Origin of the sequence: Cohnella lubricantis (assembly GCF_014212015.1) — a bacterium.
GTDB classification, from domain to species: domain Bacteria; phylum Bacillota; class Bacilli; order Paenibacillales; family Paenibacillaceae; genus Cohnella; species Cohnella lubricantis.
In genome coordinates this window covers 25,716-51,503 of the sequence record NZ_JACJVN010000019.1, presented here as the reverse complement: position 1 = coordinate 51,503, position 25,788 = coordinate 25,716, and the positions used below count along the sequence as shown (strand labels likewise).

The 25,788-nt window shown below is 58.4% G+C and carries 16 protein-coding genes; 6 read left to right on the top strand and 10 right to left on the bottom strand.

The features are described 5' to 3' along the window. Positions 1–29: 29 nt before the first annotated feature. Positions 30–1,475, bottom strand: a complete 1,446-nt coding sequence (locus H4Q31_RS04480) for a nicotinate phosphoribosyltransferase (RefSeq protein ID WP_185177871.1) — start codon at positions 1,473–1,475, stop codon at positions 30–32. Between the two features lie 165 nt (positions 1,476–1,640). Here H4Q31_RS04480 and H4Q31_RS04475 point away from each other — a divergent pair, with 165 nt between their 5' ends. Continuing rightward, positions 1,641–1,988, top strand: a complete 348-nt coding sequence (locus H4Q31_RS04475; RefSeq protein WP_185177870.1) for a helix-turn-helix domain-containing protein — start codon at positions 1,641–1,643, stop codon at positions 1,986–1,988. A 26-nt stretch (positions 1,989–2,014) separates the two neighbouring features. Here the strand turns inward: H4Q31_RS04475 and H4Q31_RS04470 are convergent, their stop codons facing one another. Beyond that, positions 2,015–4,102: a sensor histidine kinase gene (locus tag H4Q31_RS04470; RefSeq protein WP_185177869.1), complete on the bottom strand. Its 2,088-nt coding sequence runs from the start codon at positions 4,100–4,102 to the stop codon at positions 2,015–2,017. A 125-nt stretch (positions 4,103–4,227) separates the two neighbouring features. Between H4Q31_RS04470 and H4Q31_RS04465 the strand changes: the two genes are divergently transcribed. From H4Q31_RS04465 to H4Q31_RS04455, 3 genes are all read left to right on the top strand, one after another. Next, positions 4,228–4,962, top strand: a complete 735-nt coding sequence (locus H4Q31_RS04465) for a response regulator (protein ID WP_185177868.1) — start codon at positions 4,228–4,230, stop codon at positions 4,960–4,962. Positions 4,963–5,023: 61 nt separating this feature from the next. Next, the gene (locus tag H4Q31_RS04460; protein WP_185177867.1) at positions 5,024–5,893 is read left to right on the top strand and encodes a class I SAM-dependent methyltransferase; all 870 of its coding nucleotides are present in this window, start codon (positions 5,024–5,026) and stop codon (positions 5,891–5,893) included. 109 nt (positions 5,894–6,002) lie between these two features. After that, positions 6,003–7,382, top strand: a complete 1,380-nt coding sequence (locus H4Q31_RS04455) for a CapA family protein (RefSeq protein ID WP_185177866.1) — start codon at positions 6,003–6,005, stop codon at positions 7,380–7,382. 204 nt (positions 7,383–7,586) lie between these two features. Here H4Q31_RS04455 and H4Q31_RS04450 read toward each other — a convergent pair whose 3' ends face one another. Then, complete coding sequence (locus tag H4Q31_RS04450; RefSeq protein ID WP_185177865.1) at positions 7,587–8,120, bottom strand: MarR family winged helix-turn-helix transcriptional regulator; 534 nt, start codon at positions 8,118–8,120, stop codon at positions 7,587–7,589. Between the two features lie 201 nt (positions 8,121–8,321). Here H4Q31_RS04450 and H4Q31_RS04445 point away from each other — a divergent pair, with 201 nt between their 5' ends. Continuing rightward, positions 8,322–8,498, top strand: a complete 177-nt coding sequence (locus tag H4Q31_RS04445; protein WP_185177966.1) for a hypothetical protein — start codon at positions 8,322–8,324, stop codon at positions 8,496–8,498. A 79-nt stretch (positions 8,499–8,577) separates the two neighbouring features. On the opposite strand, the gene gyrA is transcribed toward H4Q31_RS04445, so the two are convergent. Then, positions 8,578–11,088: a DNA gyrase subunit A gene (gyrA, locus tag H4Q31_RS04440; RefSeq protein WP_185177864.1), complete on the bottom strand. Its 2,511-nt coding sequence runs from the start codon at positions 11,086–11,088 to the stop codon at positions 8,578–8,580. A gap of 45 nt (positions 11,089–11,133) precedes the next feature. Then, complete coding sequence (gene parE, locus H4Q31_RS04435) at positions 11,134–13,110, bottom strand: DNA topoisomerase IV subunit B (protein ID WP_185177863.1); 1,977 nt, start codon at positions 13,108–13,110, stop codon at positions 11,134–11,136. 482 nt (positions 13,111–13,592) lie between these two features. Between parE and H4Q31_RS04430 the strand changes: the two genes are divergently transcribed. Further along, on the top strand, positions 13,593–14,525 hold the full coding sequence (locus tag H4Q31_RS04430) for a transposase (protein ID WP_185177862.1): 933 nt from the start codon (positions 13,593–13,595) through the stop codon (positions 14,523–14,525). 455 nt (positions 14,526–14,980) lie between these two features. On the opposite strand, the gene H4Q31_RS04425 is transcribed toward H4Q31_RS04430, so the two are convergent. From H4Q31_RS04425 to H4Q31_RS04405, 5 genes are all read right to left on the bottom strand, one after another. Further along, positions 14,981–16,783, bottom strand: coding sequence for an ABC transporter ATP-binding protein (locus tag H4Q31_RS04425; protein ID WP_185177861.1), 1,803 nt, complete (start codon positions 16,781–16,783; stop codon positions 14,981–14,983). Beyond that, a complete protein-coding gene (locus H4Q31_RS04420) occupies positions 16,780–18,567 on the bottom strand; it encodes an ABC transporter ATP-binding protein (protein ID WP_185177860.1) in 1,788 nt (595 codons plus the stop codon). The genes H4Q31_RS04425 and H4Q31_RS04420 overlap by 4 nt, the downstream gene beginning before the upstream one ends. A 283-nt stretch (positions 18,568–18,850) precedes the next feature. Continuing rightward, the gene (locus H4Q31_RS04415; RefSeq protein WP_185177859.1) at positions 18,851–22,750 is read right to left on the bottom strand and encodes a dynamin family protein; all 3,900 of its coding nucleotides are present in this window, start codon (positions 22,748–22,750) and stop codon (positions 18,851–18,853) included. A 4-nt stretch (positions 22,751–22,754) separates the two neighbouring features. Then, positions 22,755–23,558 carry an endonuclease III gene (gene nth, locus H4Q31_RS04410; RefSeq protein WP_185177858.1) on the bottom strand — a complete coding sequence of 268 codons (804 nt, stop codon included), beginning with the start codon at positions 23,556–23,558 and terminating at the stop codon, positions 22,755–22,757. A gap of 137 nt (positions 23,559–23,695) precedes the next feature. Continuing rightward, positions 23,696–25,738, bottom strand: a complete 2,043-nt coding sequence (locus tag H4Q31_RS04405; RefSeq protein ID WP_185177857.1) for an S-layer homology domain-containing protein — start codon at positions 25,736–25,738, stop codon at positions 23,696–23,698. Positions 25,739–25,788: the final 50 nt, after the last annotated feature.

The window sequence follows — 25,788 nt, the reverse complement described above, 5'->3', positions numbered from 1 at the left end:
GCGAGCGTTTTATGCGAGTCGAATACCGCTTATTTGAATTTGTATTTGCGAATCAGGTCCATCTTCTGCTGCCATGCCTGAACGCTAAGATCGACGGGATAGCGCTCGGGGTTCAGCTTGCGGAGATGCTCCGGCCAGAACAGTCCCAGCTGCTTGCGGTGGAGCTCACGCATCGCATCCAGATCCGGCAACTCGTAGATCAGCTCGCCTTCCCGGAAGATCGGCTTCAGCATGGGGATGGCGTCGTAATCCTCGGCCATCTCGTGGATGTACGGATGCACCGGATCGAACAGCTCGATCGGCTCTCCCGCCTTCACCTCTTCCTCCCCGGTCAGCGCGACGTAGTCTGCCTTAGCCCTGCCGCTCTTACGATCGACGATGCGGTAGACGTCCTTCGCCCCCGGCGTCGACACCTTCTCCGGATTAGCGGAGATCTTGATGACCGGCTCCCACTTGCCGTTCTGCTCGCGGGCGACCAGCTTGTACACGCCGCCAAGCGCCGGCTGGTCGGCCGCTGTGATCAGCTGCGTGCCGACGCCCCAGCTGTCAATGCGCGCGCCTTCCGCCTTCAGGTTCATAATAATGTTCTCGTCGAGATCGTTCGAGGCGACGATCTTCACATAATCAAGCCCCGCCTCGTCGAGCATCCGGCGCGCCTGCTTGGACAAGTAGGCGAGATCGCCGCTGTCCAGCCGGATCGCCCTCATTCGATTGCCTGCCGCCTCCATCCGCTTCGCGACTTTAATCGCATTGGGCACGCCGCTCCGCAACGTATCGTATGTGTCCACGAGCAGCGTTACTTGATTCGGGAGCGCCTTCGCAAATCTCTCGAAGGATTCCAGCTCTGTCTCATGATGCTGCACCCAGGCATGGGCATGCGTGCCCGAGGTCGGGATGCCGAACAGCATGCCGGCGCGCAGGTTGGAGGTGGCGTCGAAGCCCGCAATATAAGAAGCTCGCGCCCCCCACACTGCGGCGTCGGCCTCTTGCGCTCGCCGCGTGCCGAACTCGAGAAGCGTCTCGTCCGGAGCGACAAGCCGGATCCGGGCTGCCTTCGTCGCGATGAGCGTCTGGTAATTGACGAAGTTGAGAAGCGCGGTCTCGAGCAGGTGCGCTTCGAAGACGTTCGCTTCTACGCGTACCAGCGGCTCGTTCGCGAAGACGATCGCGCCTTCCTCCATCGACCAGATGCGGCCGGTGAAGCGGAATGTACGCAGCCGCTCCAGGAAGCCGGCATCGTAGCCTTCCTCCTGGGCGGCCAAATATTGAAGGATCTCTTCATCGAACTTCAAATGCTGAACGTAATGGATGAACCGCTCCAATCCGGCGAACACCGCGAAGCCGTTGCCGAACGGCAGCTTGCGGAAGTAAGCCTCGAACACCGCTTTCTCGCGGTCCGAGCCGTTCAGCCAATGGGCGTACATCATATTGATCTGATACTTATCCGTGTGCAGCGTCATGTTTGTGTATTTCATTTGTTTGATCGCTCCAATTAATTCTGTTGACATTCGCTTGACATACGCTTGACAACGATACGTTTTGTATCATAAAGTAACATTAGGTAAAAAGCGAGCCTTTATGCGGACGTACGATTATTTTCGCATTTCCTATTATTCCATCGTGGCAAGGAGAGCGTTACTATGACCATGGGAGATCGCCTACGCGAGTTACGGCTGAAGCGCAACCTGTCGCAGGAAGAAGTCGCCCGCCATATCGGCATTACGCGATCCGCTTACAGCCATTACGAGATTAACAATCGACAGCCAGTCTACGACACGCTTATTAAGCTAGCTTCCTTCTTCCATGTCTCCCTGGATTACATTATCGGCGGGAACGCTCCGGATCAGACGCACGGAGCGCAAGAGACGTCGGAGGAAGCTCGCGACTCCAAGGAGATTCTGAAGCTGATCCAGGATATGAGCCAGGAGCAGCGCAAGCAATCGATCGGGCTTCTGCACAACATCATTTTGAAGGAGAGAGGCTCCTAAAGCAAAGACGGCTTCAATTAGCCTTCCTAGCGACCATCCGGCAGCAGCGGCAATTGAATTGTGAGAACGCTGCCGCCGGCATCGGCGTTCTCTGCCGTTAATCTCCCCCCATGCATCTCCACAATCTCTTTGGCGATGGACAAGCCTAGCCCGCTGCCTCCCGATGAGGCACGGCGGGTTGTGTCATTCGGGTAGAATCGTTCGAAAATGTGAGGTAGATCGTCCGGATGGATGCCCGATCCCGTATCGGCGACCTGAACCTTCGCCGACTGCAATCCCGCTTCTGCCGTCACCGTCAGCGCGATGCTGCCCCCCCTCGGCGTATGCTTGAGCGAATTGTAGATCAAATTCGCTAACACGCGGTCCATCTGATGCTCGTCGATGCGGACGAAGCTTGTCTCGAGATGATCTCCTCCCCCGCTAGCAGAGAAAGCAATCCCCTTCTCCTTGAGCTCCGGCTCGTATTCCTCGGCCAGCCGGCGGAGCCAATCCGCCAGCCGAATCGGCGCGAACGCCATCGGCGCGCGGCGTGCTTCCAGCAGCGACAGATCGAACAGATCCTGAATGAGGCTGTTCAAGCCTTGGACCTTCGTCAGCATGAGCCGAATCGCCGAATCGAGCTTGTTCGGGTCGTGAATAACGCCGTCCCGAATGGCTTCCAAATATCCCTGCAGCAAAGTGATCGGCGTTCGGAGATCATGCGAGATATTGCTTACCAGCTGCCGCCGGGACAATTCCATCCGTTCCAAACGGCCCTTCGACTCTTCCAGTTCCGCATATGACCGGGTCAACTGCTCGGTGCGCTCCGCGATTTTCTCCTCCAATAGATTGTTCCATTCCTTCAGCTCACTGGACATCTGCTCCGATCGCACGAACGTTCTCGAGAACCGAAGCGAGATGGAGAACGAATTCAACAGGATCAAGAACAACAAGCCGAACGCGGCCAGATCGAGGGATCTCCACCAACCGTTGTAGAAGAAAATATCATTCACGATCGTCACAACGAGCCCCGCTACGCCAAACAGCGCAAGACGAGCTCCTTCCCGCTTCCGGTACAATGCCAGCACAAGCCCCGCTAGCGTTCTTGCGCTAAGGAGGAGAACATAAATTTGATAGATGACAATCATTGCGCTTACTTGCAGGACCGGCACTGTCCAGCAACAGGCAACAAGCACGATGCCTGCGATACGGGACAGCCAGACCCAGCGCTTGCCGATCTCTTGGAAGAACGTTCGGCTATAATAGGCGAAGCCGAATAACGCGCTAAGCGCGAATGACGTATATTCGATTCGCGTGCCTGCCGTCCACGTGAGGGAAGGAATCCAGTGGAAGAACAAACCATCTCCGATGACACCCATCCGGCTAGAGACGAAGAAGCACATCAAGGCGAAGTAGAGATTCGCCGTCTCTCGGCGCCGAAGCGCGAACAGTCCCAAATGATAGAAGCCAATCATAGTGAGACAGCCGAACACGACCATCTCCTGCGATTGGCGAGAGAAGTCGAGGTTCTCAATCTGCCGGTCGGTTCCTACGATTAGGTCCGTTCGCACCCCGCCGTTGCGGTGGTCGAAATTGGACACGATCAGCTCCAGCTCTGTCCGGCCCGTGCTCCCATCGAAATAGACCGTTGACGGAAGCTGATACGGCCTTGTCGAATCCGGCCCGCTGCCGGCTTGGCCGAGCGACAGCTTATGTACTCCGTTCACATATAGCGTATAGGCGGTCGATATGTTCGGCAGACGGATCGCCAGCATGCCGTCATACCGCTCGTGTAGAATCGTAAGCCGATACACGCCTCTCCCTTGGCTGCTTAGCTTCGTTCCGTCTTCCAGCCGGACGCCGCTCCACAGCTTCGGCACGTCAATGGTCGAATAGATCGGCTCCGTGTGCCCTTGGGCGTACCATACGAAGGACCATTCGCCTGATAGCGGCAGGACGCCTTCCGTCTGGAAAGAGCGGTCCCTCAGGTCGAGAATCCCCTTCTCCGCCGAGGCTTCCGGCGATTGCCCCGCGCCTGCGCAGCCGAACAGCGACAGCAGCAGTACCCCAGCCAGCAGCGCCCATAGCCGCCTGCCGTTGCGATTGCAGCCGCACTTGCTACCTAGCCCGTTCATTCTAATCGCTCCCGCTCTCCTAAAAACTGACAACCTCATCGTAAACGTGCATTGATTCCCCGTCAACGATTTAAGTATAATATGGTACATATGTACACCGAATTCGGTAGTCGGGGGATGAAGAGTTGAACCGTCCGATAACCTCCGTTCTTGTTGCAGACGACGAACGAGAGATCACGGAACTTATCAAGCTGTATTTAGAGAGAGAAGGCTTCGCCGTACTGATTGCTGACAACGGCGACGATGCGATCCGTCAGGCGGAGGCTTCCGCGCCTGATTTGATCATACTGGACGTGTCGCTCGGTCAGCCGGACGGCATCGAAGTGTGCCGACTGCTGCGTCAGGGCTGCTGCGCGAGTGTGCCGATCCTGTTCCTCAGCTGCAAGAGCGAGGATGCCGATATTATTCTAGGCCTGTCGGAAGGCGGCGATGACTACATAACCAAGCCGTTCAGTCCAAGCCAATTGGTAGCGCGAGTCCATGCACATATTCGCCGGCGCCGTACGCGGGAGCGTCTTCCGGACGAGTCGCGGAGAATCCTTCGTTATGGCGATCTTGAGATCGATACGGACCGCTGCGAGGTGAGACGCGGCGGCGAGCTGATCGGCCTCTCCGTTAAAGAGTTTGATCTGCTGACAGCTATGGCACGCCAGCCGAATCGAGTGTTCTCGATGAACGAGCTGTACAGGCTCGTATGGCATACCGACAGCATGGGCGACACGCGCACGCTGATGGTTCACGTTAGCAATCTCCGCAAGAAAATCGAACCCGATCCGGCCAAACCGATGTATATTCAGACGGTGCGCGGCTTCGGATACCGGTTGTCGTATGAAGCAAGCGATCTCCGGTCGGAAGCTTAGCGTCCGACACAGCACCGACAGCAACGTCAATTAGACGGGAAAAAGGAAGTAACCTAACAAGATGAGAATGGCAACCGACTGGCAAGATTACGAATTAATCGACACGGGCAACGGCGAGAAGCTCGAACGCTGGGGCAGCGTTATCCTTCGCCGCCCCGATCCGCAAATTATTTGGCCGCTTACGCAAGAGACGCCAAATTGGAAGAACGTTCACGGCCACTATCATCGCAGCTCGTCCGGCGGCGGACAATGGGATTTCCGCAAGGATATGCCCGAGCGCTGGACGATCGGCTACGGCCCCCTCAAGTTCCATATCAAGCCGACCAACTTCAAGCATACAGGCTTGTTCCCGGAGCAGGCGGTGAATTGGAGCTGGATGATGGAACGCATCCGCAGCGCCAACCGTCCGATCCGCGTGCTTAACTTGTTCGCCTATACGGGCGGAGCGACCGTCGCCTCCGCAGCGGCCGGCGCGGACGTGTGCCATGTCGACGCCGCCAAGGGCATGGTGCAATGGGCGAAGGAGAACGCCCAGTTGTCCGGACTGGAGTCGGCGCCGATCCGATACATTACCGACGACGTGTTCAAGTTCGTGCAGCGCGAGCAGCGGCGCGGACGCCAGTATGAGGCGATTATTATGGACCCGCCTTCCTACGGACGCGGACCGAACGGCGAGATGTGGAAGCTGGAGGAGAACCTCTTCCCGTTCCTCGAGAGCTGCGCGTCGATCTTGTCGGATCGCCCGTTGTTCGTTCTTATCAACTCCTACACAACGGGCCTGTCGCCGACCGTCCTGAATAATCTGCTGAAGATGTCGATCGGCCGCAAGTTCGGCGGCCAGATCGACTGCGGGGAGATCGGCTTGCCCATTACGGCGAGCGGCATGACGCTTCCTTGCGGCATTTATGGCCGCTGGGAGAGCGGAGAGTAAGGCGCGTTACGCGCGTGGTGCAACGGCCCGCTAAGCCTAAGTTCGCACCTATGTGGCGCCAGCGCCAGTCGTAACGTTAGCACGTAACCCCTGGGAGGGAGTTATCGCGATGCGGTTAGCAAGTCCTAAATGGGGCAGTACGACGTACGCCCTGCTGCTGCTCAGCTTGCTGCTGACGGCTTGCAGCGGGGATGCCGGAGTTGCCCCCGCTTCTCTGCCCGAGCGGGCAGGTATGGTGTCGCCGGCTGATGGTGCCACTATCCCCTCTGCTCAGTCTACTGGTACCAACGCTGCAGATGGTGCCTCTATCCCGCCGGCTCAGACGCCGGGAAGTTCGTCGGTTATCCCATCCGCTCAGTCGTCCGGTTCCTCTGCCGACAACATGATTCCCTCCAACAACGATCAAGAGAAGCCTCCGATTCAGACGGAGGCTTCTCTTGTTGCCGTCGGCGACATTATGGTTCATTCGCCGCAATTGCCAGGCTATTACGACGCATCCGCGGACACCTACGATTTCTCACCGTGGTTCAAGTTAGTAAAGCCGATTCTGAAGCAAGGGGATTGGGTGTTTGGTAACCTGGAGACGCCGCTCGCGGGTGAAGACCTGAAATATTCCGGTTACCCGCGCTTCAACGCGCCGACCGAATTAGCCGGCACGCTCCAAGACACCGGATTTCAAATCCTATCGACCGCCAATAACCACACGCTGGACCGCGGCTTCGTCGGCTTGACTCGAACGCTGCACAATCTGCGCGACAATGGGCTTGTGCCTGTCGGGACGAACGAATCCACGACAGACGCCAAGCGTCTCGTCATCGAAGAGCGCAACGGCATCAAGCTCGGCTTCCTCGCGTATACGTATAGCACGAACGGCATTCCGATCCCTAAGGATCATCCTTACGCGGTGAATATGATAGACGTCCCCGCTATGACGGAAGACATCGCCAAGCTCCGTCAGGCCGGCGCGGATGCTATCGTAGTATCGGTTCATGACGGGATCGAGTACCAACGGATGCCGAACGACTCACAGCGCAGCGTTGCCAAACAATTGATCGAAGCTGGCGCAGATATTATTCTCGGCTCTCACCCGCACGTCGTGCAGCCTTACGAGACCATCGAGGTGCAAGATCCTCTGCGTCCAGACGGCGTTCGCCGAGGGTTCGTCATCTATTCGCTCGGCAACTTCATCTCGAACCAGAAGGACGATTGGAAGGATGTCGGCGTGATCCTTCAGCTCAAGCTGACCAAGACGACCGATTCGAACGGCAAGTCATGGACCGAATGGAGCGACGTCCAAACAACGCCTACCTATGTGATCACCCGAATGATCGCCAAGAACAAGCATTACACAATAGTTCCCCTGTCTGTGGCGCTTGCCAATCGAAGCAGCAAGACGTGGACCGAAGCCGAATATTCGAAAATGAACGAGTTGCTGGAAGGCATCACACATCATCTGCAGAGTCTGGCCGGTGACATTAGCGCTGACTAACCAACTTCACACGCACTTCAATCGTTATCCCATCGGCTCAGAGCGAAATACGATGCTCCTCGCAGCCCAGCTCCGGACCGTCACAGAATTGGCAACGCGCGGGTAAATATCGCAAATACAAGGAGGCTTTCTCACCTGGGTGTCACCCCTTGTGAGAAAGCCTCTTCTACTAGCGTCATGCCTGGATGATAACCGCCTGCGCTGCTACCCGTTAGCCGCTTCTGCGCTCGCCTGCACAGCAGATTCGGCTGCAGCCCGCTCCCCATCAGAAGAGCTGGCAGCCCGCTCCCCCGCTCCGCCGGCTCGTTCACCGCTCGGCGCAGCCTCTCGCGTTCCCGCCACTTTGCCGATCAAGTACATGAGAAGCTGGCGATTATGGAGCGACAGACGTTCCAGCGACCGGCCGACGATACTGCTGCGAACCTTCAAGCCGCGTTCAGCCTCTGAACGTCCCAGCTCGGTCATGCTCACCCACACGATGCGCCGGTCGTGTGCGTCCCTTTCCCTCCGAACGAGCCCGTTGCGTTCCATCCGGTCTAACAGGGTTGTGACTGCCGCAGGCGTCGTCTCTAGATGAGGAAGCAGATCGGAAGGCTTCATCGGCTCGAATGCCATCATCAGCTCCAGCACCTGCAGCTGTCCTTCGGTCAGCTGCGGCGCGAGCTCCGCTTCCAATTGCGTATGCCATTCTTTCGTGAGCTTCATCCAGCTTTTCACAAATTCCGCCGCTATCTCCATTCCATCCCCTCCCATTAACCCGAACAGTGCCTTCTCTTTTATTATACCCGTCGCTCATGTCGAATGATAGTTTAATGAAGTTAATAATTTACGACCTGAATCCTCACAATCAGGTACAATGCGACAATCAGCGACATACACTGGAGTCAGAAGCTGCTGAAGCTAGGAAGTACAAGTCGTCTTGTTTGGAGGCGCTTGAGATTGAATTCAGCTGATGAACGCAAGCGAATGATTGGCCAGATGGCGAAGGACGCCGGGATACTAGAAGACCCACAATGGCTGGAAAGGCTCGATGAGCCAGTGCCGCTGTGGGTCGTGTTAGATATGATGCTGAGATGGATTGACCGTACCGAACGAGAGGCTGGCCCCTTCGATTGAACGCTAGAGCTGCGGCGAACTATTCTGAAGCGACGGGATAGTGGCACACTTATCGAAAAGCCGGTATGCCCTGCACGCCTTACTCCGTGATAGACAACACTGGCATAAGGAATGCCTCTGCGAGAGGATCTTCCCGGCCAACGGCGGCGACAGACTTGCCAAACGTGCGGCGGTCGTCGATCGGCGCGTCTTCCGACGAGAACTCGAGATGCGCCCCTCCCGCCGTGACGCCGCTCAGCGTGACGGCTTCCTTCACGTGATAAGCCGCCACGATGCGATTGCCGTTCGGCTTCATTCGTTTGCCTTCCTTGAACTCGAGCGTTTGAATGCCTTTGCCCCCGCGCCCTTGCTGCGGATAATCAAACAGCAGCGAGCGCTTCGCGTAACCGAGATCGGTGAGGACAAGCACTTCGCCTTCGTCCCCGAACACCGGGAAGCCCGCGGCGACCGCGTCCCCGTCCTTCAACGAGATGCCTCTCACGCCGCCCGCGACGCGGCCTTGCAAGCTCACTTCGCTCTCCTGGAACCGAATGCTCATGCCTTGCTCCGTGACGAGCATAACCTCCTGCGGATCGTTGCTGCGATACACGGTCACCACTTCGTCGCCGTCGGCCACTTTGACAGCCGCGATCGCGATGTTTCGGCTCGTCGCGTATTCGGATAACAGCGTGCGCTTCACTTGTCCGCGCCGCGACACGAATACGAGCGCAGTCTCAGAACTAGCCGATGCTGCGCCCGTACCCGGCGCGCTGTTGCTATCCGTCGCCGCTGAATTCCAATCGCCCGGCTTCGTCGGGATGACGGAGATGATTCGATCATCCTTGGACAGCGGCAGCACGTTGACAATGGCCGTACCGGCGTCCTTCCACTTGAACTCCGGAATCTGGTGAACCGGAAGCAGGAAGTATTGCCCTTTCTGGGTGAACAGCAGCAACGAATCCAGCGTGTTCGGCTGCAGGCTCCAGCGAATGACGTCGCCTTCCTTCACGCCGGAGCTGCCGAGATCACCGCCCGAACGGGTGAACGACAGCAGGCTCGTCCGCTTCACATAGCCTTGGCGGCTCAGCGTCACGACGACTTCTTCGGACGGAACCGTCACTTCGAGGTTAACCTTCAGCTCTTCAACCTCACCCTGAAGCTCCGAGCGGCGGTCGATGCCGTATTTATCCCGAATCTCGCCAAGCTCGTCCTTGATGACGCCGAGCAGCTTCTTCGGATTGTCGAGAATGGAGCGCAACTGCTGCATCTTCTTCAGTGTATCGGCATGCTCCTTCTCGAGAGAAGTGATCTCGAGGTTGGTCAAGCGATACAGCTGCAGCGTCAGAATCGCGTCGGCCTGCCGTTCGGAGAAGCCGAACTTGGCGACGAGGTTGTTCTGCGCGTCCTGGCGGTTCTTCGACGCTTTGATCGTCTCGATAACGGCATCAAGCAGATTGAGCGCTTTGACGAGTCCTTCGAGGACGTGCGCTCGGTCTTCCGCTTTCTCGAGGTCGAATTGCGTCCGATGCGTCACCACTTCTTTCTGGTGAGCGATATACGCCTCGAGCATCGCCTTCACGCCAAGCTGGCGCGGCGCCTTGTTGACGATAGCCACCATGTTGAAGCTGTAGGCAACCTGGAGATCCGTCTTTTTCAACAGATAGGCCAGAATGCCTTCCGCATCCGCGTCCTTCTTCAGCTCGACGACGATACGCATGCCGTTCCGGCCGCTCTCGTCGCGCACTTCGGCGATGCCTTCGACCTTCTTCTCGGCGCGCAGGTTATCGATGGCGTTCACGAGCTTCGACTTGACGACCTGGTACGGAATCTCGGTGACGACGATCTGCTGCTTGCCGCCGCGAAGATCTTCGATGGCCGTCTTGGAACGAATGTAGATTCGCCCCTTGCCCGTCTCATAAGCGTCGCGAATGCCATCCTCGCCCATGATGATGCCGCCCGTCGGGAAGTCGGGACCGCGCAGCACGCCCATCAGGTCGGCAACGGTCATCTCCGGATTGTCCATCAACGCCACGCAGGCGCTGATCACTTCCCGCAGGTTGTGCGGCGGAATCTCCGTCGCGAAGCCGGATGAGATGCCGCTGACGCCGTTGACCAGCAGGTTCGGATAACGGGACGGCAACACGACCGGCTCCTTCGCCGTGTTGTCGAAGTTGTCCTTGAACAGCACCGTACGCTTCTCGATGTCGCGCAGCAGCTCCATCGCGATCGGCGCCAGCCGCGCTTCGGTATAACGCATCGCCGCGGCCGGATCATCGTCCATCGAGCCCCAGTTGCCATGGCCGTCGACGAGCGGGTGGCCCATCTTCCACGGCTGCGCCATACGTACCATGCCATCGTAAATCGACGAGTCGCCGTGAGGGTGGTAATTGCCCATGACGTCGCCGACCGTCTTCGCCGATTTGCGGTACGGCTTGTCCGGTGTATTGTTCGAATCGTACATCGCGTACAGAATACGCCGCTGCACAGGCTTGAGCCCGTCGCGGACGTCAGGAATAGCGCGGTCTTGGATAATATATTTGGAATAACGTCCGAAGCGGTCGCCTACGACCTCCTCCAGATAAGCCGGCAAAAAGTTCTCCAGCAAGCTCAAATGCAAGCGCCCCTTTCCTCTATGCCCGGACACTCCAGCACCGGATTACTCCTCGTATTCGGTAAAATCGACGTTGTCGATAATCCACCGTTTGCGCGGATCAACCTTGTCGCCCATCAACGTCGTCACGCGGCGCTCTGCTTTGGCGGCGTCCTCGATCTGCACTTGCAGCAGCGTGCGCGTCTCGGGGTTCATCGTCGTCTCCCACAGCTGCTCGGGGTTCATCTCGCCTAGTCCTTTGTAACGCTGCAGCTCAGCATTCTTACCGAATTCCTTCAAGTAGTTCTGAAGCTGCTCGTCCGTCCAGGCATATCGCACCGTCTCCAGCTTGCCGGACTTGCGCGTAATCTTGTACAGCGGCGGTTGGGCGATGAACACCTTGCCCGCTTCAATGAGCGACTTCATATACCGGTAGAAGAACGTCAGCAGCAGCACTTGAATGTGCGCGCCGTCCGTATCGGCGTCGGTCATGATGATGATCTTGGCGTAGTTGCTCTCCTCTACGTCGAACTCGGAGCCGATGCCCGCCCCGATCGTGGCAATGATCGCCTTGTATTCGTCGTTCTTGAGTATGTCGGCCAGCTTCGCCTTCTCCGGGTTCATCGGCTTGCCCTTCAGCGGCAGGATCGCCTGATATTTCGAATCCCGCCCTTGCTTCGCAGAGCCGCCGGCCGAATCGCCTTCGACGATGAACAGCTCGTTGCGAGAGCTGTCCTTTGACTGCGCCGGCGACAGCTTGCCGCCGAGGCTCGGACTGTCGCTGCGCTTCTTGCCGCTGCGAATCTCGTCGCGCGCCTTCCGCGCCGCCTCGCGCGCTTTGGACGCTTGGATCGACTTGCGGATGAGCATCTGGCCAACCTGCGGATTCTCCTCTAGGAAGATGGCCATCTTCTCCGCCACGACCGCGTCTGTCGCGCTGCGAGCGGATGCGCTGCCGAGCTGATCCTTCGTCTGGCCGACGAATTCGACATCCGCCATCTTAATGTTGATGACGGCCATCATCCCTTCGCGCAGGTCGTTGCCCTCCAGGTTCTTGTCCTTCTCCTTGAGCTGGCCCGTCTTGCGCGCATACTCGTTCATGACCCGGGTGTACGCCGTCTTGAAGCCGGTCTCGTGCGTACCGCCGCCGCGCGTCGGAATCGAGTTGACGAACGATGCGATCGTCTCGGTGTAGCCGTCGTTATATTGCAGCGCAATCTCGACTTCAATATCGTCCTTCTCCGCCGAGAAGTGGACGACGTCGTGCAGCACCGTCTTCTCCTCGTTCAGGAACTGGACGAACTGGCTTGCTCCGCCCTCGTAGTAGAATGTGTCCTCCTGACCGCCGGACCGCTGGTCCTTCAGCACGATCTTGAGACCGGAATTCAGGAACGCGATCTCCTGCAACCGTTCCGCCAGCGTATCGTAATTCAAGCTGACGTTGCCGTGGAACACTTTCGCATCCGGCTTGAACGTAACCTTCGTTCCGGTCCGGTTCGTATTGCCCAGCACTTCCAAGCCGGTCACCGGTTCTCCGACATGCTCCTTGCCATTCGTATCCGTCCACGTCTCGAAACGCATCTTATGTATCTTGCCGTCTCGATAAATCTCAACCTCGAGCCATTCCGACAGCGCGTTCGTTACCGATGCGCCGACGCCGTGCAAGCCGCCTGACTTCTTATATCCGCCGCCGCCAAACTTGCCTCCGGCATGTAGAATCGTGTACACGACCTGCGGGGTCGGGATGCCTGTCTTGTGCATGCCGGTCGGGATGCCCCGCCCGTTGTCCTGCACCGTAACGGAATTGTCCGAATGGACAGTGACGTCGATGCGGCTGCAATAATTGGCCAGATGCTCGTCCACGGAATTGTCGACGATCTCCCACACCAAGTGATGCAATCCGGCCGAAGTCGTGCTCCCGATATACATACCCGGCCGTTTGCGAACGGCCGTCAGCCCTTCCAGCACCTGGATGTCGTCGGCGCCGTATTCTGCCTGCGCCTGTGTCGCTGGTGAAGCGAACAGATCGATTTGTTCGGCCACGAAGGGTCCTCCTTGCTTTACGTCTCTCGGGTTTGTCGAATGCAGTCCTGACAAACTCACTTCCGCTTATTTTAATTCATTATATCTCGCTTCGTAAAGCCTGCAATAGCAACGCCGATCCACGTTATGCCCCGGACGCCAAGCTCTATAAGGGAAAATCAGAGCAGCGCTCTATCGATCGGAGGAGGCGATTCCTGCCAATAAGCAAGCCCCTCTGGAAGCGAATTTCGCTTACTCAACATATCGCTTTACCGCCGAATGATCAAGTAGGTCTGCTCGTCAGCCTTAGGGGGCGGCGGCGGGGCGCATATCCCTTTTTTACGAAGTGTGCCACTATCCCCTTGCGTCAGTGAAGGAGCCGACTTTCGATTCAGCGTGTTCTATTTATCCATTTTTAATCCAATTGGTATTGATATAAGAACATTTGTTTGGTATTATCTTTATAGGAACACATGTTCTATTCGGAAAATGGAGGGGTTGCCGTGACCCGCGAAATGCCGCCGTCGTTCGATTCGTTCTGCCAGCAGTTCCACTCCGAGCAAGCCTGCGCCGATGCGCTCTTTGCGGCCCGGTGGCCGGACGGCTTCCGCTGCCCCTCTTGCTCTCATACCCGTTACTATCTCACCTCGACCCGCAGGCTTCCTTTATATGAGTGCGCCTCCTGCCGCCGTCAGACGTCCATCATCGCCGGCACCGTCATGGAAGGCTCCTCAACGCCGCTCACTCGCTGGTTCCAGGCGCTCTATCTGCTCTCCCAGCCGGGCGGCATCAGCTCGAACCGCTTGTCCAAAGTAATGGCAGTCACCTACAAGACCGCCTGGCTCATCAGCCACAAGCTCCGCCATGCCATGCAGCAAGCGGACTTAGCCGAACAGCTGACCGGGCAAGTCCGCGTGGAGCCGTTCACGTACGGATCGGCCTTCTTCCCCGACGCCAAGCAGCCGCTGCTGATCGGAGCATCGCTGGACGAGAAGGCTAACGCAGCTTATGTGAAAATCAAACAGCCCGATCCCCGCCACGTGAACAACGAGCTTCGAGTGATCAACCCGATCGGCATCCATACGTTTGTGCGCACGCATACGAACGAACGCAACGTCACGGTCCATCCGCTAATTAACAACTCCATCTCGGACTTCCTGTACCTCAAGCGATACGTGTGCGACTGGCTGAACGATACGTTTAACGGGATCGGGGCCAAGCATCTGCAGGCGTATTTAGATGAGTTCTCTTTCCGAATCAACATGAAGCTGCGCAAAATGTCCTCTTTCGCCTGCCTGCTCGCGTGGTGCGCGAAGACCGCGGCCCTTCAATATAAGATGCTGATCCGCGACAAGCTTGTCCTGCCCGAGCCGTGGCGCGCCTACGGCAGCCGCGCGAAATGGAGAGCCCGGCAGCTCGCCCTCTGGATGGCTTAGCTGTATTTTAAGGACCCTTTTCGGATCTCAACGAACTTCTGCTCTGTCCTTCCATTACACTAGTTGCGGGTTCTGGGCCCTCTCTCGCCGTCTCCCCCGTTATTCTTAGGAGGTCGCACCACATTCCGCATCTGCACTTGTTTATCTACGTCCCCGAAGGAGCCGTGTACTATCCGTGTGTTGTCCGTGTTCTACCCGTGTACTATCCGTTTACTATCAGTTTACTATCCGTGTGCTATACGTCTGCTATACGTGTACTATATGTGTGCTATATGTGTGCTATCCGTGTTCATCCCTTACCCGATATCAGTCCTGCTTCTGAACGAATGGGATAGTGGCACACTTCTTGGAAAAGAGAGTATGCGAGCCCGATACATCCCGCACCCGCACCCGCTACGGCTCGCAACGAACAAAAACCAGCCGCCCGATTCGGGACGGCTGGCGCGGACGTGCGATTAGGCGGACAGGAAGCGGTACTGCGCTTCGATGAGGCCGCGGTAATGGCCATCGGGTTTCTGCATTAGCTCCTCGTGGCTGCCTTGCTCGACTATGACGCCATGATCGAGTACGATGATCAGATCTGCGTTGCGGATGGTCGATAGTCGGTGCGCGACGATGAAGGAGGTTCGGCCGGCAAGCAGCGTATTTAACGCTTCTTGGATACGAAGCTCGGTCTCGGTGTCAATGCTGGCGGTCGCTTCATCGAGAATTAAGATGCGCGGGTCGGCTAGCAGCGCACGGGCGAATGACAACAGCTGCCGCTGGCCCATTGACAACGCGCTGCCGCGCTCCTGCACCTCGGTGTCGTAGCCATCCGGCAATTGCACGATGAAGTCGTGGGCCCGCACCGCGCGAGCAGCCGCTTCCACTTCGAGATTGCTGGCGTCCGGGCGGCCGTACCGAATGTTATCTCGAATCGTACCGGAGAAGATAAAGGTGTCCTGCAGCACAATGCCGATCTGCGAACGCAGGCTATTAAGAGTCGCATCGCGTACGTCTACGCCGTCGATCGTGACCCGCCCTTGCACCGTATCGTAGAAGCGGCAGAGCAGGTTTACGATCGTGCTCTTGCCTGAACCCGTATGCCCGACCAACGCCACGGACATGCCCGGCTTAATGTCGAGATTGATGCCCTTTAACGCGGGGCGGTCCGCCTCATAACCGAACTCTACCTTTTCGAAGCGTATATGTCCGGCTGCTTCCGGCAATTCCTTCGCATCTGCCTTCTCGGCGACCGTCGGCTTCTCGTCCAAATATTCAAAGATTCGCTCAGCCGACGACATCGAGATGAGCAGCTGGGAATACAATTGTCCCAAGCGGGTGATCGGTTCCCAGAAATAACCGACATAAGTAATGAAGGCAACGAGAACGCCGACGGTCATCCCCTCTGATCGGATCAGATGAGAGCCGTACAGAAGGAGAATGAGAGTGCCGGCTGCGGACGTGATCTCAATGACCGGTCCGAACGTCTGATTCAAGGCGGATGCGAAGTTCCATGAGCGCAAGTTGCTGCGGTTCATCCCATGGAAGTAGTTCGTGTTCTCCTTCTCCTGCGCGAACGCTTGGGTTACGCGAATGCCTTGAATGCTCTCGTTCAAGTGAGAGTTAATCCGCGACTGCTTGATCCGCACCGTCTGCCAAGCGTAACGAATCCGTTTGCGCAGCGAGGACGAGACGATGAACATGAGCGGCACCGTGATCATGACTGCCAGACCGAGTTTGAACTGCAGCAGGAGCAAGATCACAATGATGCCCAGCAATTGGGCGATGTCGATGACCGAGTTGACGACGCCGTTCGTGAACAGATCCTGAAGCGAGTTGACGTCATTAGTGACCCGGACGAGAACGGAGCCGGCTGAACGCTTGTCGAAGAATCGGAACGACAGCCGTTGAATATGCTTGAACAGCGCGGTTCTCAAGTCGAAAATGACCTTCTGACCGATGGCGTTCGTTTGAAGAATGGTGTAATGCTGCGCCCACCAGCGCAGTCCGTAAAGCACCAGCATGACGGCTGTAATTCCGATGAGCATGCCAGAGCTCGGCGCGCCCTCCTTCGGATCAATCGCACGGTCGATCGCTAGACTGATAAGAAATGGAATGGCGAGCTTCGTGAGCATGCCGAATACGGTCATGACGAATACAACTTTGCTGACATCGGATCGATATGGTTTAACGTAAGTGAGCAGTCTAGCCATCTGCTTCCAGTTGAAGTCTTTCTCGATTAAGACGTCATCCTGGTATTTAAACTGGCGGCTCATCCAATCACCTGCCTCTCGCAATCGGATGCCGAGTCCAGATCGTCCGGCCGGTCTGCGTATTGGGTTTGGTAGGTCTCCCTGTAGAGGCCGGGCTGCCGGATCAATTGATCGTGCTTGCCCCGCTGAACGACGCGGCCCTTCTCGAGCACGACGATCTCATCGGCTTGACGCAGCGAAGAGATGCGGTGTGCGATAATGAACGTCGTACGTCCTGCCATTACTTGACGGAGAGATCGCTGGATCGCATGCTCCGTCTCCATGTCGAGCGCGCTCGTCGAGTCGTCGAGAATAAGCACCTTCGGCTTGAGCAGCAACGCCCGCGCGATGGCGATCCGTTGCTTCTGGCCGCCGGACAAGCCCATGCCGCGCTCGCCGATGATCGTCTCGTAGCCGTCCGGCAGCTCCATGATGAAGTCGTGGGCTTGCGCCAGCTTCGCGGCTTCGACGACGTCGCCCATACTGGCGTCTGCACAGCCGTATGCGATATTCTCATGAATAGTCGTCGAGAACAGGAAGGTCTCTTGGAACACGACCGCAATCTGCCTGCGCAGGCTCTCTAACTCTAAGCTTCGAATATCGATGCCGTCCAGCTTGATAGCCCCTTCGCTGACGTCGTAGGCGCGAAGCAGCAGCTGCACGACAGTTGATTTGCCCGAACCGGTGCCGCCTAGCATGCCGATGACAGAGCCTGGCTTCGCGTCGAGATTGAAGCCAATCAGCGCGGAAGGTTGATGCTCATGATTCGGATAGCGGAAGCTGACGCGATCGTATTGAACATGACCTCTTACTTGGCTGTCATCCAGGACGATCGCATCCTGATCGCTATGAATGGTTACCGGCTGATGAAGCAGCTCGAGCAGCCGCTCTCCGCCGGCTTTGGATTGCGTATAGTTATTGATCTGGAACCCGAGTGTCCACAGCGGAGCGACGATCATGCCCAGCATGGCGTTTAAGGACACCAAGGCGCCTAGCGTAAGGGAACCATTAATGACCCGAAGGCCTCCCGCGAGCAGAAGCAGCACGATGCTGAGGTTCGCTATGAACTCGATAATCGGGAAATACTTCGCCCAACCAGCCGCGAGATTCAGGTTGTTGTCGCGGTAATTCTCGTTGCCCGACCGGAACTTCTTCATCTCGTGCTGCTCGCTCGGGAATGATTTGACCGTCCGGACGCCGCTAATGTTCTCCTGCACGCTGACGGTTAATCGGCCGACCGCGACGCGGATCGAGCGGAACACCGGATGAATGTTCAGCTCGAAGCGGATCGCGACGAACGCCAGCACGGGTATGACGACAAGCGTCATCAGCATGAGCTGCCAATCGATCATTGCCATCATGGTGAAGCCGAACAGAACGAGGAAGCCGGTGTTGAGCAGCTGCGCGAAGCCGAAGCCGATGAAGTTGCGAATGCCTTCGATATCCGCGGTGAGACGCGACATCAAGTCGCCAGTGCGCGCGGTATCGTAGAACGAGAACGGCAGCACCTGCAGCTTCTCGTAGCTGGTCATGCGCAGTCTCGTCGCCGTGCGGTTGCCAAGCCTCCCTCCGCAGAAGCCGTGAACGTATTGGCATCCGGCTTTGAGCACAACGATGCCAACCGCGAGCAGCGCTAAGCCTAGTAATCCGCCGTACTCCCCTGGCACGATCATGTCATCGATGAGGATTCGAAGCAGCATCGGATACACCAATCCAAGCGCGGTTGCGGCGGCTAAGCCGAGTACGGACCCCAAGAGAAATCCCTTGTCTTGCCAGAAAAATGCCCTTAACCCCCGGAACACGTCCAAATGATGTCAGCCCTCCCAGTCGATCGAATACGACGGAAGCATAACAGGATCCTCTCCCCCCTTCAAACGCCGTAAGCAAGGATTACGCGACCTCAGGAGGGAAGACGATACTTCAGCTTAGGGAGAACCCTCCTATTCTCTCGAATCATCGCAAATTCTGCCACTCATCCCCCTATTCAGGTCTATTCACGTGTATAGCGGAGGGAATAAGTGAAAAGGCTTTCTTATGTCACAAAAATGACATAAGAAAGCCTTATTCTGCTCCATACAATCGTTGAAATGATCAGGAATTGATCCCATTCCGCAAATTCGTCAGCTGCCCGGCCAATTGCTCGATCAGATGCTCTTCTCCCGGCTGATAGATCGTCTCTTCCAAGCCCGCCGCATAGGCGGCAAGCTCGCTTGCGAGCGACTCTCCCGCCCGGTTCAGTTCCGAACGGAACGCATCGGCAATCGCCTGGCTCCACTCTGCTCGAATCACCGCTAACCAGTCGTCAGCCGCATGGAACAACTCCGTCTCCAATTCGTCTCGCAAAGCATTCTTGCCGTCTCGTTCAAAAAAGTGCTTCGGACTTCGGAACGCGCTCCACAGCTTCCTCGTCTCGACCTCCGGCCCCCGGTCAAACGGCTCGCCAACCGGAAGCGGCAGTTCTGGCTTCTGCTGCGGCTCGGGCTCGAAGCCCTCCAGCCACGCACCGGATATCTCATCCGCCAATCGTCCTTCGACGAGACGGTGCAGCGCATGCTCCATCCGCAGGCTGGCTGCCCGCAGCTCCTGCTGCAGGTCTTCTCCCACGCTTCGCCTTAAATCTTGCCAACACGCTTGCAGCAGCTTCTTCAGATCCCTGCCGTCGTCCTGCAGCACCGAAGGATGGAACGCGAGCATGAAGAGCTCGTTGAACCGATAACGGACCCGTTGGCGTGAATGATAGAACTGCTCTCCGAGCTCCTGAAGCAACGGCTGCACCGCTGTGTCATTCAGCGAGGAGCTCAGCCGGTCGCGCAGCGCTGCGGCGGACTCCAGCATCCGCTTCTTCCGCTCCTGCCGCGTCGCCGCATCTTCATTCGCCGCTTGGAGCATATGGTGAAGCTGCGCCTCGATTCGCTCAAGCTCTCTGTTCGCGGCAGCGACGGCAAGACTCCCGAGCTCGCCTTCCGAGAAGGAGCGGAACGCCTTCTCGAACGCCATTAAACCAGAGGCTCCCAGCTTGACGGACGCCTCTGCTTGATGGCCGGCTGCCGCGGCAAGCTTGGCCTCCAGCCCTCGCAGACTGGATACCGGGAACAGCCGCGGACGACGAATGCCGTGCTTCAGCAGCTGCGTCTCGACGTGCGTGACGACCGACGCGAGCTCCTCTTCCGAGGAAGCGAGGTCGGCGGCATTGATGACAAAGAACATTTTGTCGAGCTCGAAGACGTCTTTGACGCTGCCCAACTGATTCAGGAATCGTCGATCGGCCTCTGTGAACGCATGGTTGTAGTACGTAACGAATAGCACGGCGTCCGCATCTTTGATGTACTGGAAGGCGACGCCGGTATGCCGGGCGTTGATCGAATCCGCTCCCGGCGTATCGACGAGCACCGCGCCAGCGCGCGTTAGCGGCGAATCGATGTGCAGGTCGGCCGAAGCGACGAAGCAGGAAGCCTCTTCTTCGGCAACGTAGCGACGATAGTCGGCCTTGTCCGCGATCAGCTCGCGGCCGAGCAGCTCGCCGTAGCGAGGCCAGCCTGCCGCTGCTGCCTGAATGAAGGCCAGATGCGGCCTTCCCTTCGGATGCAGCTCGTCAGGCGACATGGATTCCGCAAGTCTCAGAAGCGCTGCAATATCCTCGCCTGCCCGCTGAACCGATTCTGCAGGAACGCCGAGCCTGCCGAGCGACAGTTTGACGTCTTCTCGCAGCTCTTCTCGAGTTTTCATTCGAATAAGCGCTGATCCATGGCGGCACTGCTCCGTCGGCGCGACGATCCGATTGATCGTCGCCGTCGTCGGATTCGGGGACACCGGCAGAGCCGGAAGCCCAACGAGCGAGTTGGCGAACGATGATTTGCCCGCGCTGAACGCGCCGAACAGCGCGATCGTGAAGCGGCTCTCGCGCAGCCGCGCCGCCTTGGCGAGCAGGCCGTCCGTCTGCTTGCGCAGCGGCGCGATCGGCTGCAGCAGCTCGGCCGCGCGCTCGAGCCGCTCGGCGGCCCGCGTCTGCGCGCCGAGCGGCGAGATACCCGCGGAGGTGCTGGCTGCTGAGCCCTCGGCTGCGGTGAATGCGGCCGTCTCGGTCGCGGCCGTGTTGGCGGCAGCAGCTGTGTTGCTGGCACCGGCGATACCGTTTGTTGCGGCAGCAACAGTACCCGCACTGGCAGCAGCATGATGGCCAGCAGCCAGGGAGGTAGTGTTAGCGGCGGTGCTGACCGTATGAGCAGCACCGCCCGCAGGCGCCGCTGTCACGCCGCCATGCCGCTGCGAGTGCGGCTCGGCCAAGCCTGCTTCGGCGGCACCGAGCGCTCGCTCGTGCGGCGCCGGCAGCGGCGCTTCTTGACGCCAAGAGGCCGTTTGCGGCAGCAGCTCGAGCAGCCGCTGCTCCTCGGCCAGCTCCATCGCATCCAGCGCCGCCAGTCCGCGCGCAGCGGCTTCGCGGGCCTCGAGCGCCTGCAGCGCGGCTCCCGCCGCCTCGACGCTCGCCTGCCGCTCCGGTGCCAGTCGAGCCTCGTAAGCCTCGGCCAGACGCAGCGCTTCGCGGCGGACCGCCGACTTCATCTCGGCGGCGAGCTCCGCAGCGAAGTGCAGCGTCGCTTGGCCGTCGGCTCCGGTGCCGGGCTTAACGCGCTGGCGAATCCACTCGGCCGTGACGCTAGGGAACGCCTGCTCCAGCTCCGCTTCCAGCGCCTGGCCCTCCAGGCCGGCTTCCTTCGCTTCCTCGCGCAGCATCGTCAGCACATGGCTTCGCACATGCGCCGCCAACTGCTCGTTCAAATCGCGCTCCAGCTCCGCGATTCGCCGTTCGCGCTCGGCCTCCGTCTTGGCCGCGCCGCCAAACCAGCCTCCCGCCTTGAAGTTCGGCTGCAGGCTCTCCAGCACCGCCCTTACCCGTTCCCGGGTCTCGGCCGGCGTAACTCCCGCGTTCGCGAGCAGGTGGTCCACTCGCCCGCGGAAAGCCTCCAGGCGGCGAACGCCTTCGCTTCGCGCCGCCTCCAGCTCGCCTTCGAGCCGTTCCCGCTCTTCGGCGAGCCTCCCAGCCTCTTCCGGGCCGCCCGCCGCCTCGGCCAGCTCCTCCCGCTGCGCCGCGTGCCGCTGCCGCCAGAACTCGCGGTACTGCTCCGCCAAGTACCGGGCAGAGCGCTCTGCGCTTCGGAGCAGCAGCTCCTCTCGCAGCGGCTTCAACGCCTCGATGACGCCGATCAGATCCTCCATCTGCGATAGAGGATGATCCGGCTCTCTCAGCGACAAGAACAACAGCCCCGCCGGCTCAATGCGCCAGTTGGCCATCGCCTGGCGGAGCCCCTCCTTGAACTTCGCAAACGATACCTCTTGCTCGCGGTGCTTGTCGATCATATTGACGATCACATACGTCGGCTTCCCCCAGCGGTGCAGCGTCCGCAGGAAGCGGAAGTTCACTTCCGACAGCACATGGTTATAATCCGTCACGTAGAAAACAACGTCAGCCAAGTGCAGCGCCGATTCGGTCGCCGCACGGTGGGCGCCGTCGGTGGAGTCGACTCCCGGCGTATCGACAAGCGCCGTCCGGCCCTCCAGCAGCGGCACCGGATACGACACATCGATCGCGGCCACGCCTTCGCCGTCTATCGCAAGATCGCTTAGCCGTTCGACCGGCAATTCCTCGGTCTTCGCCTCGCTGCCGTCCTTCGGACGGAACGTCACCTGCGCCAAGGGCTCCCCGCTGCGCACCGTCACGACGTTCGCCGTCGTCGGAATCGGCGACGACGGCAGCAGCGGCGCGCCGATGAGCGCGTTCACGAGCGTCGACTTGCCTGCGGAGAAATGCCCGCAGAAGGCGATCGTCAGATCGCCTTGCTCCAGCTTCTCCGCCAGCTCGACCAATTTGCCGGCTTGCGTATCGTCGCCGGCAGCCCCAGCCCGCTCCGCCATTGCCCGCAGCGCTTCGCGGTACAGGCTCACATCCTGCTTCCTCTCTCTAACCGCCGATTCGCGGATCTCTTGCTGCGTCATCGCTTTAGTCCCCCTTGCGCTTCACGCTGGCTGCGGCCTTGGCTCCGCCAGCCGCACCTCGCGTACTTGCGCCAGCCTTCGCGTTCTCTCTCTTCACAGGAGCCGCTTCGGCCTTCGTCTTCTTCGCCTTCCCCGCTGCTGCACTCTTGCGAGCGGCGGGCTTCGCCGACGGCTTCATCCGCTTCTTGCCCTCCGGGCAGACGTCCAGCAGCGGACAAATCTCGCATTGCGGATTCTGCGCCTTGCAATGGTAGCGCCCGAAGAAGATGAGCCGGTGATGCGTCAGCGTCCATTCCTCGCGCGGCACCAGCTTCATCAGCTTCTTCTCGACCTCAAGTACGCTGTCATCCGCCTTGGCGATGGCGAGCCGCTTCGAGACGCGCTCCACATGCGTGTCGACGGCAATCGCCGGCACGCCGAAGGCGTTCGAGACGACGACGTTCGCCGTCTTGCGCCCGACGCCGGGCAGCTCGGTGAGCGCTGCATGCTCATGCGGCACTTCGCCGTCGTAGCGGTCCAGCAGCATGCGGCACAGCTTCTGGATGTTGGCCGCCTTGTTGCGGAACAGCCCGATTCGCCGGATGTCGTTCTCCAGCTCTTCCAGCGGCACGCTCAAGTAGTCTTGCGGCGTCTTATATTTATCAAATAGAGACACCGTTACCCTATTCACCGTCTCGTCCGTGCATTGTGCGGACAGCAGCACCGCAATCGTCAGCTCGAACGGATTGCTGTGATTCAACTCGCAATGCGCGTCCGGGAACATCTCTGCGATCGTATCCAGTATATGCCTCATTCTCACCGCGTTCATCCGGCCGCCCCTTCTCCTCGTTCCGTCTCCATGTTGAAAATTTACCTTACAAGTGTACCGAAACTTGACCGCTCCGGCAACAGCAAAAGGGCTGCCGGCGATTCCTCGCCGACAGCCCTCTAAACCTTCAAATCTGCTTAATATGCTTTCTGAATCGATACCATCTGCAAGCCTTGATACGTGACTTTGATGCTATTGCCGGTGGCGAACGCCGACAGCTTCACCGTATTGCCCGCTGCATCCAGCAGCTTCACGTCCGCTGCAATGTTCCACGTCTCCGTACCGGAAGAACCAGTCTTCGTCACCGTCAACTCGTCGCTCGAAGCTTTGACGCCGAGCACGATGTAGTCGATCGTGCGGTGAACGTCCACCATATCGACGACGCCGTCAAGCGTCGTATCGAGATAGGCCGTCACGACATCGCCGACTTCGACGTCTTCGATGGTTGGAGACATCTCGCCATACATGAAGACGTCCGGGGCGCTGAACGTCAGCGAGATCGAATTGCCGCTCGCGTCCTTGACTTTCATCTTGCCGCCATCCGTATCGATGCTCGTAACCGTACCAATCGCCTTCGTTATGAACGCGGCGGATACGACGGTGTCGCCCGAATAAGCAATATTTACCTTGCCGATTGTATTCAGCAATTCGACGCCGGCTTCTGCCGTAATCTTCTCGCCGTCGAGGTTAAATCTCGTCGTATCCTTAATGAAGAGCGGCTTCGAGTTCTTGGCCGAATCCTGTACAAGAAGCAGCTTGTACTCTTCGTCATACTTAAGAATAACAGCCGAATTCAACGTTTGAATGTTGCGGTTGCTGACCGTAACGGCACTTACATAACCGCTCGCGTCCAGCTCCAAGCTGACGCTGTCGCCGGCGTACAGATCGTCGAGCGTAGCGGCCGTGACTCCGGGAATCGTCACCGCAACCGTGTTCGCCAGAACCTTCGCCTCAACCTTGCCGCCGATCGTCAGCTTCAGCGTCTTGTCGGTCTTGTTGACCGATTCCAGCGTGCCGACGATCGAAGCCTTCGCCACGTCGATCGAGATGATCTTGCCCGAGCTCGGAATCGTGTCGACCTTCAGCGACACAGTCGAGCCCTCGGTCAGGCTTGCGGTCGTCAGCGCGGTGCCGGCCGCATCCTTCACGACTGGCGGCGTCGATATGTCATACGGGTACGTCTCCAAGCTATCGTTGACGCGAAGAGTCAGCTCGCCCGGCTTGATCAATACGATTTTGCCCGACACGGTTCTGACCGCCGCGTTATCGTCGATCTGCTCCACATATTGGGCAGCCCCGCCGGAGCCGATCACCGTTACTTTGCCATATTGCTTCAGCACTTCCTGTCCGGCGATCTTCTCCGAATCAAGATGGCTGTACACGGTATTCTCGTTCAACAGATAAGATACTTGCTGTCCGTTGTCCGGCAGCACGGTCAGATGGTTAACGTCGAACGACATGAGGGTTCCCGTCACTTGCCCGTCGTAAGCAACCGGCGCGAGCGTCTCCGCTCGGCCGAACACCGTTGCCGCCATGGCGCGGGTCAAGCTGGACTTCGGATCGAAGCGATTGCCGTCCACGCCGTTCATCAGCTTGTTCGACACCGCCGCGTTCACGAATCCTAGCAAGCTCGTATCGATGAATGAGTTATCGGCGAAAGTCGTCGCCACGCCTGCTTGCGCAGTCGCATCCGCTTCCTTGCCGACCGCGCGCACGAGCAGCTTCGCCATCCATTCGCGGGTTGCGGGAGCGCTGCCCCATTTCTTACCCTGCTCATTGTTCGCTAGATTCGCTTCTTCCGTGACATTCAATAGCTTCTGTTGAAAAGCATAGTTTATGTAGGGCTTGTAATAGTTGTCCACATCAATCGTGCCCGGAAGCGCGACAATTCCGTTCACATCCACCTTATCTTCCAGACCCATGAATCGAATCGCGATCAGAACCGCCTGTTCGCGGCTGAGCGAATCGTTCGGGCTGAACAATCCGTTGTTGCCAATCAGCAGCCCTTGAGCAGCCAGCTTTGAGATCCATTTCTCTGCCCAATGGCCGGAAGCGACGTCGCTGAACGGCGTCGCATTCGCCGCCGAAGCGGAGGAAGCCGGCAGAACTGCACCGGCCCATATCAAAGTCAATAACACGATCATGCTTACCCACGATTTACCGCGAGACACCAGCGTCATTTGTCCTTCTCCCCTGTTCGATCCGTTTGTACGCGCGCGGATGGCCGCGG